The 15,509-nt window shown below is 69.4% G+C and carries 8 protein-coding genes, 1 tRNA gene and 1 pseudogene; 2 read left to right on the top strand and 8 right to left on the bottom strand.

From position 1 onward, the window contains the following. Positions 1 to 248 precede the first annotated feature (248 nt). Complete coding sequence (locus OJJOAM_RS02630) at positions 249 to 1,628, top strand: 8-oxoguanine deaminase (protein ID WP_422648783.1); 1,380 nt, start codon at positions 249 to 251, stop codon at positions 1,626 to 1,628. A 273-nt stretch (positions 1,629 to 1,901) separates the two neighbouring features. Here OJJOAM_RS02630 and OJJOAM_RS02625 read toward each other — a convergent pair. Further along, positions 1,902 to 1,977 (bottom strand) — tRNA-Lys (locus OJJOAM_RS02625). A gap of 214 nt (positions 1,978 to 2,191) precedes the next feature. Here OJJOAM_RS02625 and OJJOAM_RS02620 point away from each other — a divergent pair. Beyond that, the gene (locus OJJOAM_RS02620; protein ID WP_006579010.1) at positions 2,192 to 2,455 is read left to right on the top strand and encodes a DUF1488 domain-containing protein; all 264 of its coding nucleotides are present in this window, start codon (positions 2,192 to 2,194) and stop codon (positions 2,453 to 2,455) included. A gap of 166 nt (positions 2,456 to 2,621) precedes the next feature. On the opposite strand, the gene OJJOAM_RS02615 is transcribed toward OJJOAM_RS02620, so the two are convergent. From OJJOAM_RS02615 to OJJOAM_RS02585, 7 genes and pseudogenes are all read right to left on the bottom strand, one after another. Continuing rightward, positions 2,622 to 4,544, bottom strand: coding sequence for a SulP family inorganic anion transporter (locus tag OJJOAM_RS02615; RefSeq protein WP_422648782.1), 1,923 nt, complete (start codon positions 4,542 to 4,544; stop codon positions 2,622 to 2,624). A 362-nt stretch (positions 4,545 to 4,906) separates the two neighbouring features. Beyond that, a complete protein-coding gene (gene xth, locus OJJOAM_RS02610; protein WP_422649476.1) occupies positions 4,907 to 5,704 on the bottom strand; it encodes an exodeoxyribonuclease III in 798 nt (265 codons plus the stop codon). A 104-nt stretch (positions 5,705 to 5,808) separates the two neighbouring features. Then, on the bottom strand, positions 5,809 to 7,893 hold the full coding sequence (locus tag OJJOAM_RS02605; RefSeq protein WP_422648781.1) for a M3 family metallopeptidase: 2,085 nt from the start codon (positions 7,891 to 7,893) through the stop codon (positions 5,809 to 5,811). Between the two features lie 190 nt (positions 7,894 to 8,083). Continuing rightward, positions 8,084 to 8,935: a bifunctional methylenetetrahydrofolate dehydrogenase/methenyltetrahydrofolate cyclohydrolase FolD gene (folD, locus tag OJJOAM_RS02600; protein ID WP_422648780.1), complete on the bottom strand. Its 852-nt coding sequence runs from the start codon at positions 8,933 to 8,935 to the stop codon at positions 8,084 to 8,086. Between the two features lie 234 nt (positions 8,936 to 9,169). Then, on the bottom strand, positions 9,170 to 11,380 hold the full coding sequence (locus OJJOAM_RS02595) for a hypothetical protein (protein WP_422648779.1): 2,211 nt from the start codon (positions 11,378 to 11,380) through the stop codon (positions 9,170 to 9,172). A gap of 356 nt (positions 11,381 to 11,736) precedes the next feature. After that, complete coding sequence (locus tag OJJOAM_RS02590) at positions 11,737 to 12,369, bottom strand: response regulator transcription factor (RefSeq protein WP_006578226.1); 633 nt, start codon at positions 12,367 to 12,369, stop codon at positions 11,737 to 11,739. Between the two features lie 150 nt (positions 12,370 to 12,519). Beyond that, a pseudogene (locus tag OJJOAM_RS02585) lies at positions 12,520 to 15,101 on the bottom strand (PAS domain S-box protein). Positions 15,102 to 15,509 lie beyond the last annotated feature (408 nt).

Genomic DNA, 15,509 nt, shown 5'->3' with positions numbered 1-15,509 from the left:
GTCGGCGACGGCATCCGGCGGCGTAGGCGTAGGCCCGAGCCTGAGCCTGAGCCTGGGCCTGAGCCTTGGCGCTGGCGTTGGCCTTGGCCTTGGCGTTGGGGTTGGCGTCGGCGTCGGCGTCGGCGTGGCCGGCAGGTGTGCGCGCGATGTGCACACCGTGGGCGCAAATCGGCGCTATCGCGCGCGCGGCCCCGCGCCGTAGACTGGCGTCCGCTATCTGACCCACCACGGAGACCGGAGACCACGAGATGACGCTGATCCTGACCCACGCCGACGTCCTGGTGACGATGGACGCGAACCGCCGCGAGATCGCCGACGGCGCACTGGTCGCCGAAGGGCCGGCGATCCAGTGGGTCGGCGCGACCGCCGATCTGCCGGCCGCCTGGCGCGCGCGCATCGACGACGGCAGCGCGCAGGTGCTGGACATGCGCGGCCATGTGGTGCTGCCCGGCCTCGTCAACACGCACCACCACATGTACCAGAGCCTGACGCGCGCGGTGCCGGCCGCGCAGGACGCCGAACTGTTCGGCTGGCTCAGCGAGCTGTACATGCTGTGGGCCAACCTGACGCCGCGCATGATCGCCGCGTCGACCCGCACCGCGATGGCCGAGCTGATGCTGTCGGGCTGCACCACCACCAGCGACCACCTCTATCTGTATCCCAACGGTTCGCGGCTGGACGACGCGATCGAGGCCGCGGCGCAGATGGGCATGCGCTTTCATGCGGCGCGCGGTTCGATGAGCGTGGGACGAAGCAAGGGCGGGCTGCCGCCCGATGCGGTGGTCGAGCAGGAAGAGGCGATCCTGCGCGACAGCCAGCGGCTGATCGAGCAGTACCACGATGCCTCCCGCCACGCGATGCTGCGCGTGGTACTGGCCCCGTGTTCGCCGTTCTCGGTGTCGCGCGAGCTGATGCGCGAGTCGGCGGCGATGGCGCGCCACTATGGCGTCTCGCTGCATACCCATCTGGCCGAGAACGACAACGACGTCGCCTATTCGCTGGAGCGCTTTGGCATGACGCCGGCGCAGTATGCCGAGGACCTGGGCTGGGTCGGCCACGATGTCTGGCACGCGCACTGCGTCAAGCTCGACGCCGACGGCATCGCGCTGTTCGCGCGCACCGGCACCGGCATCGCGCACTGTCCCTGCTCGAACATGCGGCTGGCTTCGGGCATTGCGCCGGTGCGCGCGATGCGCGACGCCGGTGTACCGGTCGGCCTCGGCGTCGATGGCAGCGCGTCCAACGACGGCGCGCACATGCTGGGCGAGGCGCGCCAGGCGATGCTGCTGCAACGTGTCGGCTATGGACCCGCGGCGATGGGCGCGCGCGAGGCGCTGGAGATCGCCACGCTGGGCGGCGCCAGGGTGCTGAACCGGGACGACATCGGCGCGCTGGCGCCGGGCATGTCGGCGGACGTCGTCGCGTTCGACATGTCGGCGGTCGGCTATGCCGGCGCCGGTCACGATCCGGTCGCCGCGCTGGTGTTCTGCACGCCCGGCACGGTGTCGACCAGCGTGATCAACGGCAGGGTGGTGGTGCGCGACGGCGTGCTGCAGAGCGCGGATCTGCCGACGGTGCTGGCGGAGCATCGCCGCCTGGCGCGGGAATTGGCTGCGGTGCGGCGTTGAAGCGGCGTCGAATGGCCGGCGCTGGCGCCCGGGGCCGCCATCGGGATCTACCGCCGGATCTACCGCCCTGGGCTGCCATCGGGATCTACCGCCGGATCTACCGCCCTGGGCTGCCATCGGGATCTACCGCCGGATCTACCGCCCTGCCATTGGAATCTGCCGCCGGTTCTACCGTCCTAAGCGACCGTCCTCGGCTACCAATCGGTGCCCGATTCGAGCCCAAACAAAAAGGCCGGCGCTGCGAAGCAGCCCGGCCTTTTCTACAATATTCGCTGGTGGGGCGTGAGTGACTCGAACACTCGACCTACGGATTAAGAGTCCGCTGCTCTACCAACTGAGCTAACGCCCCAACGAAGTCCGAGATTCTAGCATTATTTGCAAAGTTGTCAAATCCCGGCGCGGGATTTCGCTGCGATCCGCGTGACGAAATTTGCGGGCGGCGATGGAACTCGGAATGGCGGCGGCAGTCTCGGCAGATGACCGATCTTCGCAAAGGACTTTTGTGCGACGTCGGCGGGACCCATGTTAGGATGCCCACTCACTTGCAATGGAGGGCTGTACCGATGGAGATCAAATTCCAGGAGCAAGATCGTTATGACATCAATAACGAGGGCTTGCTGTTTCACGCCATTGTCGACGGCCAGAAGGTGACCTGCGTGGTCACGCGCGAGGCATTGTGGGAAGGATTCAGCGCCGACCAGGTGCTGTCGCTCGAAGAAGCATTCCGCGCCGGCCGCGATACCATCGAACGCGCCGCTGTCGTATTGATCGAACAGGGCGTGCCGCAGCCCATCGTGGTCAAGCGCGCGCACGTGGCGCCCGTCTGAGCAGGGGCGCCCGCACCGGGCCGCTACGGTCCGGGCAACAGGGCGCGCTGCGTCTGGACCCAGTCTGGCGCCGGTTTCATACCGGCGTTTTTCATTTCGGCTTCGCGCAATCCCGCTGCGCCTGTTTCCGCCGCGCTGCTTCCCGCCACGCTGATTCCCGCGGCGCTTATTCCCGCCGCGCTGAGTTTCGCTTCACCACTTCGATCCCGCCAGCCGCCGCTTCCGGCTCGGCCACGTCATCCGCTCCGTCCGCCTTCGTCTCCCGCATTGCCTGCACCGCTTGCATCGGTTCACCCGGGTTCCCCGGCGCCGCTGCCTCGTGCGGACACTCCTCGAACACCCGCACCGTACACGTCGCGCAGATCCTGGGATCCAGCGTGGGTACGATGCTGTGCAGGGCGTGCCGCTTGGTGGCGAAGATATGGTCCTCGCCGAGCTTGGTGATAAAGCCCGTCTGCGCCCAGGTCTGCAGCACCTGCGTGCGCGGGCGGTGGAAATAGAGATCGCCGCCCAGCGCGCGGCGCTCGGCCAGCTCCGCCTCCCACATTTCCGCGCCGGCCAGGTCGATGAAGTTCATGCTCTTGGTCATCGCCAGCAGCCGTGTCTGCGTCGGCATCTGCGCGCGCGCCTCGTGCAGCCGGTCGGTGACGTACTGCACCGCGCCGAAGAAGATCGCGCCTTCCATCCGGATCAGCTTCAGCTGCGGGCATTCGGGCTGCGGACGGCGCAGCTCGTCCAGCGGCGTGAAGCGGCGGTCGGGATCGTCGGCGTCCGGCACCAGCGTGCGCACCGCCGGCCGCGAGGTGCGGTACAGATAGGCGACCAGCGACAGCACCGTGCCCAGCAGCACCGCCATTTCGAGCCGGATCACCAGCGTGGCGGCGAAGGTGCCGAGCGCGATCGCGAACTCGGTGCGCGAGAGCCGCGCGATGCCGCGCAGGCGCGCGAAATCGAACAGGCCCCAGGCCACCAGCAGCAGCATCGCGGCGATCGCCGCCAGCGGAATCTGCGCCAGCAGCGGCGCGCTGACCGCGACCAGCGCCACCAGCAGCAGGGCGGAGAACACGCTGGCCAGCGGCGTCTGCGCGCCGGCCTCGAAATTGGGCATCGAGCGGTTCAGCGAGCCGCAGGAGATATAGGCCGAGAAGAAGCCGCCGGCGATGTTCGACAGCCCCTGGCCGATGAATTCGCGATTGGCGTCGATGTGCTGGCCCGACCGCAGCGCGACCGCCTTGGCGATCGAGATCGATTGCCCGAGCGCGACGATGGTCAGCGCCGACGCGATGCCCAGCAGATCGGACAGCCGGTCCCAGGGAATATCGGGGACGCGGAAAGGCGGCACCGCGGCCGGGATCGGACCGACCACGTCGACATGATGCGCGCCGCCCCAGCCGCTGCGGTTCAGCAGCCAGGCGCACACGAAGCCGGCCAGCAGCCCGAGCAGCATGAACGGCAGCCGGCGCGAGACGCGCTTGACCGCCAGCGTGACGGCCAGCGTCACCGCGCCCACCGCCGCCGCACTCCAGTTGATGGTGGCGGCGTGCTCGGCCAGGTGGCGCACGACCCCGAAGGCGCTGGTGCCGGTCGGCACCTGCAGCCCGAACAGGTCCTTGAGCGCATACAGCGCGATCAGCGAGGCCGCGCCGCAGGTGAACCCCAACAGCACCGACGGCGAGATGAAGTTGGCCAGCGAGCCGAGCCGCAGCGTGCCGACCGCGAATTGCAGCACCCCGACCAGGATCGTGACGACCAGCGCCAGGTTGATGTACTCGGGGCTGCCGGCGAAGGCGATCGGGCTGAGCATCGCGAACAGCGCCAGCGAATTCGCATTGGTCGGGCCCGACATCACGTGCCAGCTGGAGCCGAACAGCGCGGCAACGATGCAGGGCACCACGGCCGCGTAGATCCCGTATTGCGGCGGCAGCCCGGCCAGCGTGGCGAACGCCACGCCCTGCGGCAGCACCAGCACCGCGCCGAGCAGGCCGGCCAGCAGATCGGCGCGCAGCGTCGCCGGGGTGACGCGATGGCGCCAGGCCGGCAGCAGCCGTTGCCAGCCGCGGGCGGAGCGGCTTGCCGCCGGCGCGGTCACCGGGCGGTCGCGGGAACGGCGTCCCGCGGCAGGTCAGTGGCGCCGGCGACGGTCGTCAGGCGGACGGGGAGAAAGGCGAAGGAAGGGGAACGGTTGCACGGCTTGCATGGCGGGCCCGAGGGACCGCGCGCCGGCTCGTGGTCCGGCGCGTCGGTGGTGTCTCTGCCCCGCATGATAAGCGATGCCACCGTCATTCGAAAAACATCGCCCCGGGGGCGGGCGATGTCTCGGGGCCGATGGTGACCCGATGAAGGCGATAAGGCGGACGATGAGGCAGGCGATAAGGCGGACGCGATGCGGCAGACGATAAGGCAGGCCGATGAAACGGCCGCCGCAGCCATCGCCGCAACGGCCGCTCGCGTTCACCCCAGCCGCATCGTGGCGACCACCGGCGTATGGTCCGACGGTTGTTCCCAGGTGCGCGGCGTACGGTCGATCGTGCAGTCGGTGCAGCGCTCGCGCAGCGCCGGCGACAGCAGGATATGGTCGATCCGCAGGCCGGCATTGCGGCGGAAGGCCAGCATGCGGTAGTCCCACCACGAGAAGCTCTTCTCGGGCTGCTCGAACAGCCGGAAGGCATCGGCGAAGCCCAGTTCGAGCAGCGTCTGGAAGGCGGCGCGCTCCGGCGGCGAGACCAGGTTCTGGCCTTCCCACTTCTTCGGGTCGTGCACGTCGCGGTCCTCGGGCGCGATATTGAAGTCGCCCAGCAGCGCGAGCTTCGGATAGCGCTGCAATTCCTCGCGCAGCCACGCGGTCAGCGCCTCGAGCCAGCGCAGCTTGTAGGCGAACTTGTCGCTGTCGGGCGCCTGGCCGTTGGGGAAATACGCGCAGACCAGGCGCACGTCGCCATAGGTGCCGGCGACCACGCGCTGCTGCGCGTCCTCGAACCCCGGGATATTGCGCACCACGTCGGTCGCGGCGGGCATGGTGGTGTTGCGCGCCAGGATCGCCACGCCGTTATAGGTCTTCTGGCCGACGAAGATGCTGTGAAATCCGGCGCTCTCCAGTTCCGCCAGCGGGTACTTGTCCTCGGGCAGCTTCAGTTCCTGCAGGCACAGCGCGTCGATCGGCGTATCGGCGTTCTCCTGCGCGATCAGCCAGTCGAGCACCTGCGGCAGCCGGATCTTCAGCGAGTTGACGTTCCACGAGGCGATCCGCAGCGTGGCCGGCGCGGTGGCGGGCAGCGCCGGCGGCAGCGTGCTGCCCGGGGCAGGCACCGCCGCGGCGCCGTCGATGCCGGCCAGCAGGTCGTCGGGCGCGCCGCTCATGCCGCCATCCCGCCGTGGCGCAGCAACGCATCGATCTGCGGCGGCCGGCCGCGGAACGCGGTGAACGACTCCATCGCCGGACGGCTGCCGCCGACCGACAGGATCTCGCGGTGATAGCGCGCGCCGGTCTCGCTGTCGAGCACGCTGCCGGTCAGCTGCGCCGCTTCCTCGAAGGCGGCGTAGACATCGGCCGACAGCACCTCGGCCCACTTGTAGCTGTAGTAGCCCGCCGCATAGCCGCCGGCGAAGATATGGCTGAAGGTATTGGGCCAGCGCGACAGCGGGTACTGCGGCACCACGTGGATGCGGTCGTTGATCTCGCGCGACAGTTCCAGCACGGACTTGTCGCCGTCCGGATCGAAGTCGGTGTGCAGATGCATGTCGAACGCCGAGAACACGATCTGGCGCAGCGTCATCATGCCGTTCTGGAAATTCTTCGCGGCCAGCATGCGCTCGAACAGCGCGCGCGGCAGCGGCTCGCCGGTATCGACGTGGCGCGTCATGTCGGCCAGCACCTCGTATTCCCAGCAGAAGTTCTCCATGAACTGCGAGGGCAGCTCGACCGCATCCCATTCGACGCCGTTGATGCCCGACACGCCCAGCTCGCCGACCTGGGTCAGCATATGGTGCAGGCCGTGGCCGAACTCGTGGAACAGCGTGATGACCTCGTCGTGCGTGAACAGCGCCGGCTTGTCGCCGACCGGCGCCGAGAAATTGCAGGTCAGGTAGGCGACCGGCGTCTGCACGCTGTCGTCGCCGCGCTCGCGGCGGCCGCGCGCGTCGTCCATCCAGGCGCCGCCGCGCTTGCCTTCGCGCGCGTACAGGTCCAGATAGAACTGCGCGAGCAGCGTTCCGTCCGGGCTGGTGACGCGGTAGAAGCGCACGTCCTTGTGCCAGGTCTGCGCCTCGTCCGGCGCGATCCGCACCGAGAACAGCTTCTGCACGACGCCGAACAGGCCTTCGAGCACCTTGGGCTCGGGGAAGTATTGCTTGACCTCGTGTTCCGAGAAGGCATAGCGCTGCTGGCGCAGTTTCTCGGACGCATAGGCAACGTCCCACGGCGCCAGCTCGGCCAGGCCGAGCTCCTTGGCGGCGAATTCGCGCAGCTCGGCCCAGTCGCGCTCGGCATAGGGGCGGGCCTTGGCGGCGAGTTCGTCGAGGAAGCGCAGCACTTCCGCCGGCGAATCGGCCATCTTGGGCACCAGCGACACCTCGCCGTACGAGCCGTAGCCCAGCATGCGGGCCTCTTCGCGGCGCAGCGCCAGCTGCTCGCGCATGTTGGCGGTGTTGTCCCAGTCGGCCTGGCCGGTGCCGTATTGCGGGCTCAGCTCGGAGGCGCGCGTGACGTTGGCCTCGTACAGCGTCCGGCGCAGCGCGCGGTCGTCGGCGTACTGCAGCACCGGGAAATACGAGGGGAAATGCAGCGTGAACTTCCAGCCTTCCTTGCCGTCCTTGGCCGCGGCCTCGCCCGCCGCTTCCAGCGTGTCGGGCGGCAGGCCGGCCAGACGCGCCGGGTCTTCGACCACCAGCGAGTAGGCGTTGGTCGCGTCCAGTACGTGGTCGGAGAAGGCCTTGCCCAGCTGTGCCTGCTGTTCCTGGATCTCGGCAAAGCGCGGCTTCTGGTCCTCCGGCAACTCGGCGCCGCCGAGGCGGAAGCCGCGCAGCTCGTTGTCGAGCAGCTGCTTGCGGGCCGGGCTCAGCGCCGCGTATTCGGCGCTGGCGGCCAGCGCCTTGTACTTTTCGTAGAGCGCCAGATTCTGGCCCAGCGAGGACCAGAACTCGGTCATGCGCGGCAGGTTTTCGGCGTGGGCCTGGCGCAGCGCGGGCGTATCGGCGACCGAGCTCAGGTGGCCGACCACGCCCCAGGCGCGGCCCAGCGGCTCGGTGGCCTGCTCGAGCGTGTCGACGGTATCGGCCCACGTGGCGGGCCGGGCCGGATCCTCGACCAGCGCGACGGCCCGTTGCGCCGCTTCGAGCAGCACGTCCAGCGCCGGGCCGATATGCTCGGGGCGGATCTCGGCGAAGCGGGGCAGGTCGCTGAAGTCCAGCAGCGGGTTGGCGTTCTTGTCGGCTTGGTCCATGGCTTGTTCGTTCGCGTTGGCGTTGGGGTTGACGGTCGATATTCCGCAGCTTGGGGCAACTCCGCGGTTTTCCAGCGTGGCTGTGCAGCGAGGAGGCCAGCGCGTTGTCCGGCGGGTTGTCCAGAGGGTCGTCCAGCGGATCGGCCAGCGGGGCTTGCCCAGCGTTTTGCCGAGTGTACCGGCGCTCGCCTCAGCCTGCCGCGCGCTCGGCCGCCTCCAGCGTATTGACCAGCAGCATGGTGATCGTCATCGGCCCGACGCCGCCCGGCACCGGCGTGATATAGCCGGCCACTTCGCGCACGCCGGCAAAGTCCACGTCGCCGCACAGCTTGCCGGCGTCGTCGCGGTTCATGCCGACATCGATCACCACCGCGCCGGGTTTGACCATGTCGGCCGTGATCAGGTTGCGGCGGCCGACCGCGGCGACGATCACGTCGGCCTGGCGGGTATGGGCGCCGAGGTCGCGCGTCTTGCTATTGCAGATCGTCACGGTGGCGCCGGCCTGCAGCAGGAGCATCGCCATCGGCTTGCCGACGATGTTGGAGGCGCCGACCACGACCGCCTGCGCGCCGCGCAGCGGATACTGGATCGACTCGAGCATCTTCATGCAGCCATAGGGCGTGCAGGGGCGGAACAGCGGCGCGCCGGTCATCAGCGCGCCGGCGTTGGCGACGTGGAAGCCGTCGACATCCTTCTCCGGGGCGATCGCCTCCAGCACCTTGTGGCTGTCGATATGCCTGGGCAGCGGCAGCTGCACCAGGATGCCGTGGATCTTCGGATCGCGATTCAGTTCGTCGATGCGGGCCAGCAGGTCCGCCTCGGACAGGTCCGCCGGATAGCGGTCCAGCGACGAGTAGAAGCCGTTGTCCTCGCACGCCTTGACCTTGTTGCGGACATAGACCTGGCTGGCCGGGTCCTCGCCGATCAGGACCACGGCGAGCCCGGGCTGGTGACCGCGTTCGGTCAGGCGGGCGGCGCGCTGGGCGGCTTCGGAACGGATTTGCTTGGCAAGGGCGTTGCCGTCGATCAATTGGGCGGGCATGGGCGGGGACGCAGAGGCGGCTGGGAGATGGAAAATCGGGGAGCGACACGACGATTGGCGGCCGGCGCTTGCACGGCCTTGCATGGTGCTTGCAGGCACCGGCGCGGCATGCGCGGACGCATGACGGCGCATCGGCAAAGCGGCCGCCGGGTCGCAGGGGTGACATTATAAGGGCTCGCGCGGCGGCGGGACGGGCGCACACCGCTCGCACGCCACGGCGCCAGGCGGCGCAGCCTACCGTCGGTACGACGCGAACCGGGCCGCGGCCTGCAGCCAGGCGTCCAGGTGCAGCGGATCGCGCGAGGCCGGCGCGAACCAGGCCGCGATCGTGTCATGCGAGGCATCGACGGCATCGGCCGGCAGCGTGGTCGCCAGGCGCCACAGCGCCTGCCGGACTGCATCGAAGCGGTTGCGCTCCACGTCCGGGCGGAAATCGCCCATCCGGCCTTCGGCTTCGACCAGCCGCGCCAGCCAGCGGCGGCGCTCGGGCGCGGTAAAGCGGGCGCGCACCAGCTCGGCGGCGCGCAGCAGCGTCGGCCTGGCCCAGCACTCGCCCAGCAGCAGGTCGTCGTCGCCGGGCAGCTTGCGGGATGCCTGCTTGAGCCGGTACAGGGTCTCCATCGCGGTACGCACCGCCGGCGCATCGAGCCGGTCGATCAGGTCCCAGGTGCGATCGATCAGCGGCGATGCAGCTGCCTGCAGCCACAGGCCGCTGGTCAGTTGGGCGACCTCCGCCAGCAGCTCCGGCGGGCGAGCGGCGGGGGCGGACGCCTCCAGCACGTCCAGCATGTCCGTGGCCAGTTCCGGCAAGGCGGCGTACGCCGGCGAGGGCAACAGCGTCGGCCCGGTTTCCAGCAGGCGGCTGCAGCGGCGGGCCCAGGCGGCGGCCATCTCGCTCAGTTCCTCCCAGCAGCCCATTGCCTGCAGTCGCCGGGCCAGCGGCAGCGGCACGGGCAGCAGTTCGTCGACCCATCCGCGCAGCCCCAGCCATTGCGCGAAGGCACGCGCCTGCACCGGCGGCGGCAACTTCCAGATGACCGACAGGATGCGGTCGGCCGGCTGATCGTCGTCGGTGGCCACCCATTGCACCAGCGGCAGCAACTGGTGGTGGCGCACGGCCAGTTCGCTGATCGCATCGAACATGGCTTCGGCGTCGGCCGTGCCCGGTGCGCAGTAGATGCCCGCCTGGCACATCAGCGCGGCACGCTGTTCGGGTGCCGGCGCGGTGGCGGTCAGGCAATAGGCTTGCGCGCGCCGCCACGCGTGGACCGGATCGCAGGGGTGCCAGCGCTGGACATGGATCAGCTGGATCGCCAGCGACGGCAGCGACCGCCGTTCGACCTCGTCCCACAGCGCGTGCCATGCCGGAGCCTGCTGCGCGCCCGGCAGATAGGGAACCAGTTCGGCGCGCACATGGAGCTGCTGCGCCGTCTCCATCCGCGATGCCTGCAGATGGGCAAGCAGCGACGCGATCGCCGGCTCGGCGCGATCGGGATCGCTGAGCAGCGTGGCCGTGGCGGTGCGGATGGCCGCACGGGCGACCGCGAAGCCGGCGTCGCCGGGCAGCGCCGCCGCGCCATGGAGCACCGCGCTCCAGCGCTGCAACGCCTCGTCCGGTGAAGGCGCCCGGCCGTGGTACTCGCTCGCGGTGCGGCCGCCGGGCAGCAACGTCAGCAGGGCGCAGAACAGGCGCGCGGCGAAGGCGGCATCGCGGCCGCTCTCGCGGGCGGCCGCCGCCAGCAGCGCGGACCAGTCCGCCGCGTAGGCGGTGTGATCGCGCGAACCGGCCATCAGCGCGCACAGCAACTGCTCGCATCCCTGGCGCTGCTCGCTGGCGAGCAAGGCACGCGCCACGGCCAGTGCGTGGGCGGCGTCGGGCAACAGCGTCGTCGCGAGCCGCCGAGCCCATGGCGTGGGCCGGGGTCCCACGGCGCGGCGCATGGCCGCGACCCGGGCCCGTGCGCCGACGGTCAGCGGCACCATCGCGATGGCCTGCGCCAGGCGCAGCCACTGCGGCTCGTCGAGCTCGCCGCTGGCGAGGGGATCGGCGATGCAGGCGGCCAGCGCGTCCAGTACGGGCCCGGCCGCGCCGGTCACCGTATCGAGTCGGTCGACTACCGCTTCGATGGCGCGCCAGCGTTCGCCATGCGGCAATTCGGGCAGGCGCGCCAGCATGCCGGCCATCACCTGGGCGCGTCCGAACGCGGGCAGGTTCGATTGCGGCAGGGCACCCAGCCGCGCCTGCAGCGATGCCGCGGACCAGATGTCGGTGACCTGCATTAGCACGCCGTCGACGGCGGCGCGCGCCCGCAGGCTGCGGGTCAGCGCATGGCAGGCCTTGCGCTCCAGCGTGACGCGGTCATGCAGGGACAGGAAGTCGAGCACGTGCTCGAGGATCGATTGCGGCAGCAGCGTCAGCCAGGGGCGCGGCGTTTCGGCTGCCACCGCGTGGGCGGCAGGCGCGGTGGAGGCGTTCGATGATGCGGACGGTGAGGGCGGTGAGGAGGGTGAGGAGGGTGAGGACGGCGCGAATGGCGAGGGGTTCAGCATCGGTCGGCTCCGGCAGGGGGAACGGCGGGAGCGGCCAAGCCGGAACGGCAACGGCGGACCGCGCCCGGGGGAACCGAACGATGCTCGGCGGCTGCCGCGCACGCTGTCGCGGAACCGCCGGAACGCTAGCTTTTTCGAGGGCCGGCCAGCGCCCGGCGTGGTGCCGGCCGCTGGTCGGAAGGGATGGGGAGAAAGGAGGGGGAGCCGGGAAGCGGCGAGCGGATCCGCCGTGGAAGATCCGCCGGTGTGGATCAGCTGTTGCGCGACAGCGCGAGCCGCAGCAGGTCCGCCACGGTGTTGACGTTGAGCTTTTCCATGATGTTGGCGCGATGCGCCTCCACCGTCTTGATCGAGATGCCCAGATCGTCGGCGATCTGCTTGTTCAGGCGTCCGGCGACGATGCGCTCGAGCACCTGCTGTTCGCGCGTGGTCAGCTTGCCCAGCAGATCCTGCGCGGCGCGCTGCTCGCGCGCGGCCGAATGGTCGGCCCTGGCCTTCTGCAGCATGCGCTCGACCAGCGCGCGCAGCTCGGATTCGTCGAACGGTTTCTCGATGAAGTCGATCGCGCCCTTCTTCATCGTCGATACCGCCATCGGCACGTCGCCGTGGCCGGTGATGAAGACGATCGGCAGATGGATGTTCTCCGCGATCATGCGCTCCTGCAGTTCCGGACCGCTCATGCCCGGCATCCGCACGTCCAGGATCAGGCAGGAGACCTGGTTGGCATCGTAGGCGGCCAGGAATTGCTCGGCGCTGGCGAAACTGCGAACCTGGTAGCCATTGCCCTCCAGCAGCCAGGTCAGCGAGTCGCGCATCGCTTCATCGTCGTCGACGATGAAGACGGTCTCGCCGCGGTGGGGAGTGGGGTTTGGCGCTACGGTCATGAAGTCTCCTGATGCTGCGTCTGTGCGATTCGGCTAGTGTAACTCCGGCCGCGCGCGCCGCACACCCGCCACGGCGGGGGCAGCGGGGCGGCCGGATCTCCGATGGATCTTGCCGATCCGGCCCTGCCGATCTGCCCTCATCGAGGGCGCTCACTGATCGGCAACCTCCGGCTCCAGCGGCAGCATGATTTTAAACGTACAGCCGATGCCGTCCGCATTGTTTTCGACCCACAGCCGGCCCTGGTGCGACTCGATGATCGAGCGGCAGATATTCAGGCCCATGCCCATGCCGTCGGACTTGGTGCTGAAGAAGGGCTCGAACAGCCGTTCCTTGGTGGCCTCGTCCACGCCCGGACCCTGGTCGATCACGTCGATGCAGACGGTCTGGCCGAGCTCGCCCTGGTCGATGCGGGCGTGCAGCCGCACCCACGCCCGCGGCGCGCATCGCTGGCAGGCCCGACATCGCCTCGACCGCGTTCTTCAGCAGATTGACGAGGACCTGCTCGATCAGCACCGGGTCGACATAGAGCGTGACCGGCGGAGGCGGCAGCCGGGTCAGGATCGTCACGCGGCGGCGCGTGGCCTCGATATCGGCGAGGCCCACCGCGTCGGCGACGATATCGTGCAGCGCGGTCTCGCGCCGCTGCGGCTGGCTGCGTTTGACGAAGCCGCGGATGCGGCTGATGATCGTGCCCGCGCGCACCGCCTGGGCCGACGTCTTTTCCAGGATCGGCATCAGGTCCTCGGGCGTGCTGCGCCCGGAGCGCAGCCGCGCCACCGCGCCCATGCAGTAGTTGTTGATGGCCGCCAGCGGCTGGTTCAGTTCGTGCGCCAGCGACGAGGCCATCTCGCCCATGGTGGTCAGGCGGCTGGTGAACTGCAGGCGCTCCTCGTGCTGGCGGGCCATTTCCTCGGCCGCCTTGCGCACCGTGATGTCGGTGGCGATCTGCATCTGCGCCAGATGGCCGTCGACCCACTGGATATAGCGGCGCCGCACCTCGAACCACTTCTGCATGTCGGGCACGAAGATCTCGCGCGCGTCGGACGCATACGGCATCAGCTCGGAGGCCGGCAGGCCGGCATAGGCGTCGACGAAATCGGTATGGTCGCTGGTGACCTGTTCCTGCTCGACCTCGCCACCGGCCAGCTTCAGATGCCCCTCCGGCTCCCAGCCGAACAGCTGCCGGTAATAGCGGTTGGCGAACAGCAGCTCCGGCTTGTCGGTGGCGAGCACGGACACCGCGGCATCGAGACTTTCCAGCACGGTGGTGAAGCGGTCGTGCGCGGCGGCCAGTTCCTCGCGCGCGCGCTTGGGCTCGGTGATATCCGTCATCGAGCTCATCCAGCCGGTATGGCGGCCGCGGCTGTCGATCAGCGGCGACACGTACATGCGGGCGAAGAAGCTGGTGCCGTCGCGGCGCATCACGCGCATCTCGTAGCCGCCGGTGGGCGACTTGCCCTGCAGCGTCAGATCGATCTGGCGCTGCATCTCCTGCTGGTCGTTGGGCGGCCAGTAGGGGGAAGGGCGGCACGCGCCCGACCAGCTCGTGCTCCTGCCAGCCGGTCATGCGGCAGAAGGCCGGATTCACATAGGTGATGCGCCCGTTCAGGTCGAGCGCGCGCAGCCCGATCAGCATCGAGTTTTCCATCGCGCGGCGGAACGAGGTCTCGGCCAGCAGCGCGCGCTGCGCCTCGGAGCGGCGGCTGGTATGCCGCCACATGCTCCACAGGCTCCACAGCAGGAAGCACGACAGCCCGACCACCAGCCACAGCAGCATGTTGTTGGGCAGGTTCGACGCGGGCGGATAGGCATCGGCGCGCAGCGACAGCGAATGGCCCGGCGGGTCGAGCAGCACCTCGTACGACAGCGCGGTGGCGGGCACCGGCCGCAGCGAGGTGCTGGCGCGCAGCTGGTTGTTCTTGTCGATCAGCGAGAAGCGGTAGCGCTCGGTCAGCTCGGGCGGCAGCAGATGGGTCAGGATGCCGTTGATCGAATAGAGCGCCCCGAGCGTGCCGAGGAACTCGTTGTCGCGCACGATCGGCACCTGCATCAGCATGAAGCTGTCGCCGCGTTCGTTGACCAGCGGGCGCGAATAGACCACGCGCTGGGTCTCGCGCGCGGTGTCGAAGGTGTCGAGCACGTCGGGCTCGAGCGGCTGCTCCGGCGTCTCGCGCAGCCGCGCGGCGAATTCCGACGTGGACGGCAGCGACCAGCGCGCGCGCCGCGTGGCGTCGAGCCAGTTGATGAAGACGATCTCCGGATTCTCGCGCAGCACCTCCTGCGCGGCGGTGCGATAGGCGCGCTGGTCGAGCTGCGCCGCGGCGATGTCGCGCGCCAGCGAGGCGAGCTGGTCCTGATTGCTCAGCAACGACAGCCGCACGCGTTGCTGCGCCCAGGCGGCGTCGCGATACAGCGCGTCGCGTTGCTGCTGGCGCTCGGTCTCGTGCAGGGACCACAGGATCACGCCCATCGCGCCGGAGAACAGCACGATCGCCACCAGCGGGATGAACATGAACCAGCTGGTCGCGACGAGGTTGCGCCAGCGCAGCCACCACAGCCCGCGCGGCGGGCCGGTGAAGGGGCGGCCGTCGGCGGCCTCGTCGGCGGGGCCCAGCCCCTCGAGCGCGTCCAGCGGCGTCAGCGCGCTCAACTGGTCGATCGCGCCGGGGCCGCCGCCAGGGAGCCCGGCGCCGCCGGCATCGCGGGAGGCATCGGCGGCGGGGGGAATCATCGGCAGGCGGAGGGCCGGCAGCAGCCGGCGGACGAGGCGGTGGATGGACAGCATGATGGGATTGACGACTGACCGGGCAGTGTAGCTCGATTGCTGCAGTGCGTCGCTTGGGGAAAGCGCCTATGCGGCACGCGCCGCGCCCCGTCTGCCCGCAGGCCGCGTGCGGGCGCGGCTGGCGGTCTCGTGGTGCGTTGCGGCAATATTTCGCATCATGAGAAACGATACCGTAATTTGAAAATTTCGCTTGTGCTGAGAAATGGCCTTCCATAGAATCGGTGCCGACCGAACGATGCGGGAGGAAGGCGGTCGGACCTTGTCCGGGTGCCAGCGACACGCCGGCGACAGGCCAGCCCATCCGCCCATCCACGCCTCGCTCCGCACCCCCGTCAGACAGCGCCAGGCCAGCCA

Origin of the sequence: Cupriavidus sp. H18C1 (genome assembly GCF_049311595.1) — a bacterium.
GTDB lineage: Bacteria > Pseudomonadota > Gammaproteobacteria > Burkholderiales > Burkholderiaceae > Cupriavidus > Cupriavidus cauae.
This window is presented reverse-complemented; position numbering and strand designations above follow the sequence as displayed.

Coding starts and splice junctions, on each gene's coding strand:
- OJJOAM_RS02630 (WP_422648783.1), top strand. CDS start 249: ATGACGCTGATCCTGACCCACGCCGACGTCCTGGTGACGATGGACGCG.
- OJJOAM_RS02620 (WP_006579010.1), top strand. CDS start 2,192: ATGGAGATCAAATTCCAGGAGCAAGATCGTTATGACATCAATAACGAG.
- OJJOAM_RS02605 (WP_422648781.1), bottom strand. CDS start 7,893: ATGGACCAAGCCGACAAGAACGCCAACCCGCTGCTGGACTTCAGCGAC.
- folD (WP_422648780.1), bottom strand. CDS start 8,935: ATGCCCGCCCAATTGATCGACGGCAACGCCCTTGCCAAGCAAATCCGT.
- OJJOAM_RS02590 (WP_006578226.1), bottom strand. CDS start 12,369: ATGACCGTAGCGCCAAACCCCACTCCCCACCGCGGCGAGACCGTCTTC.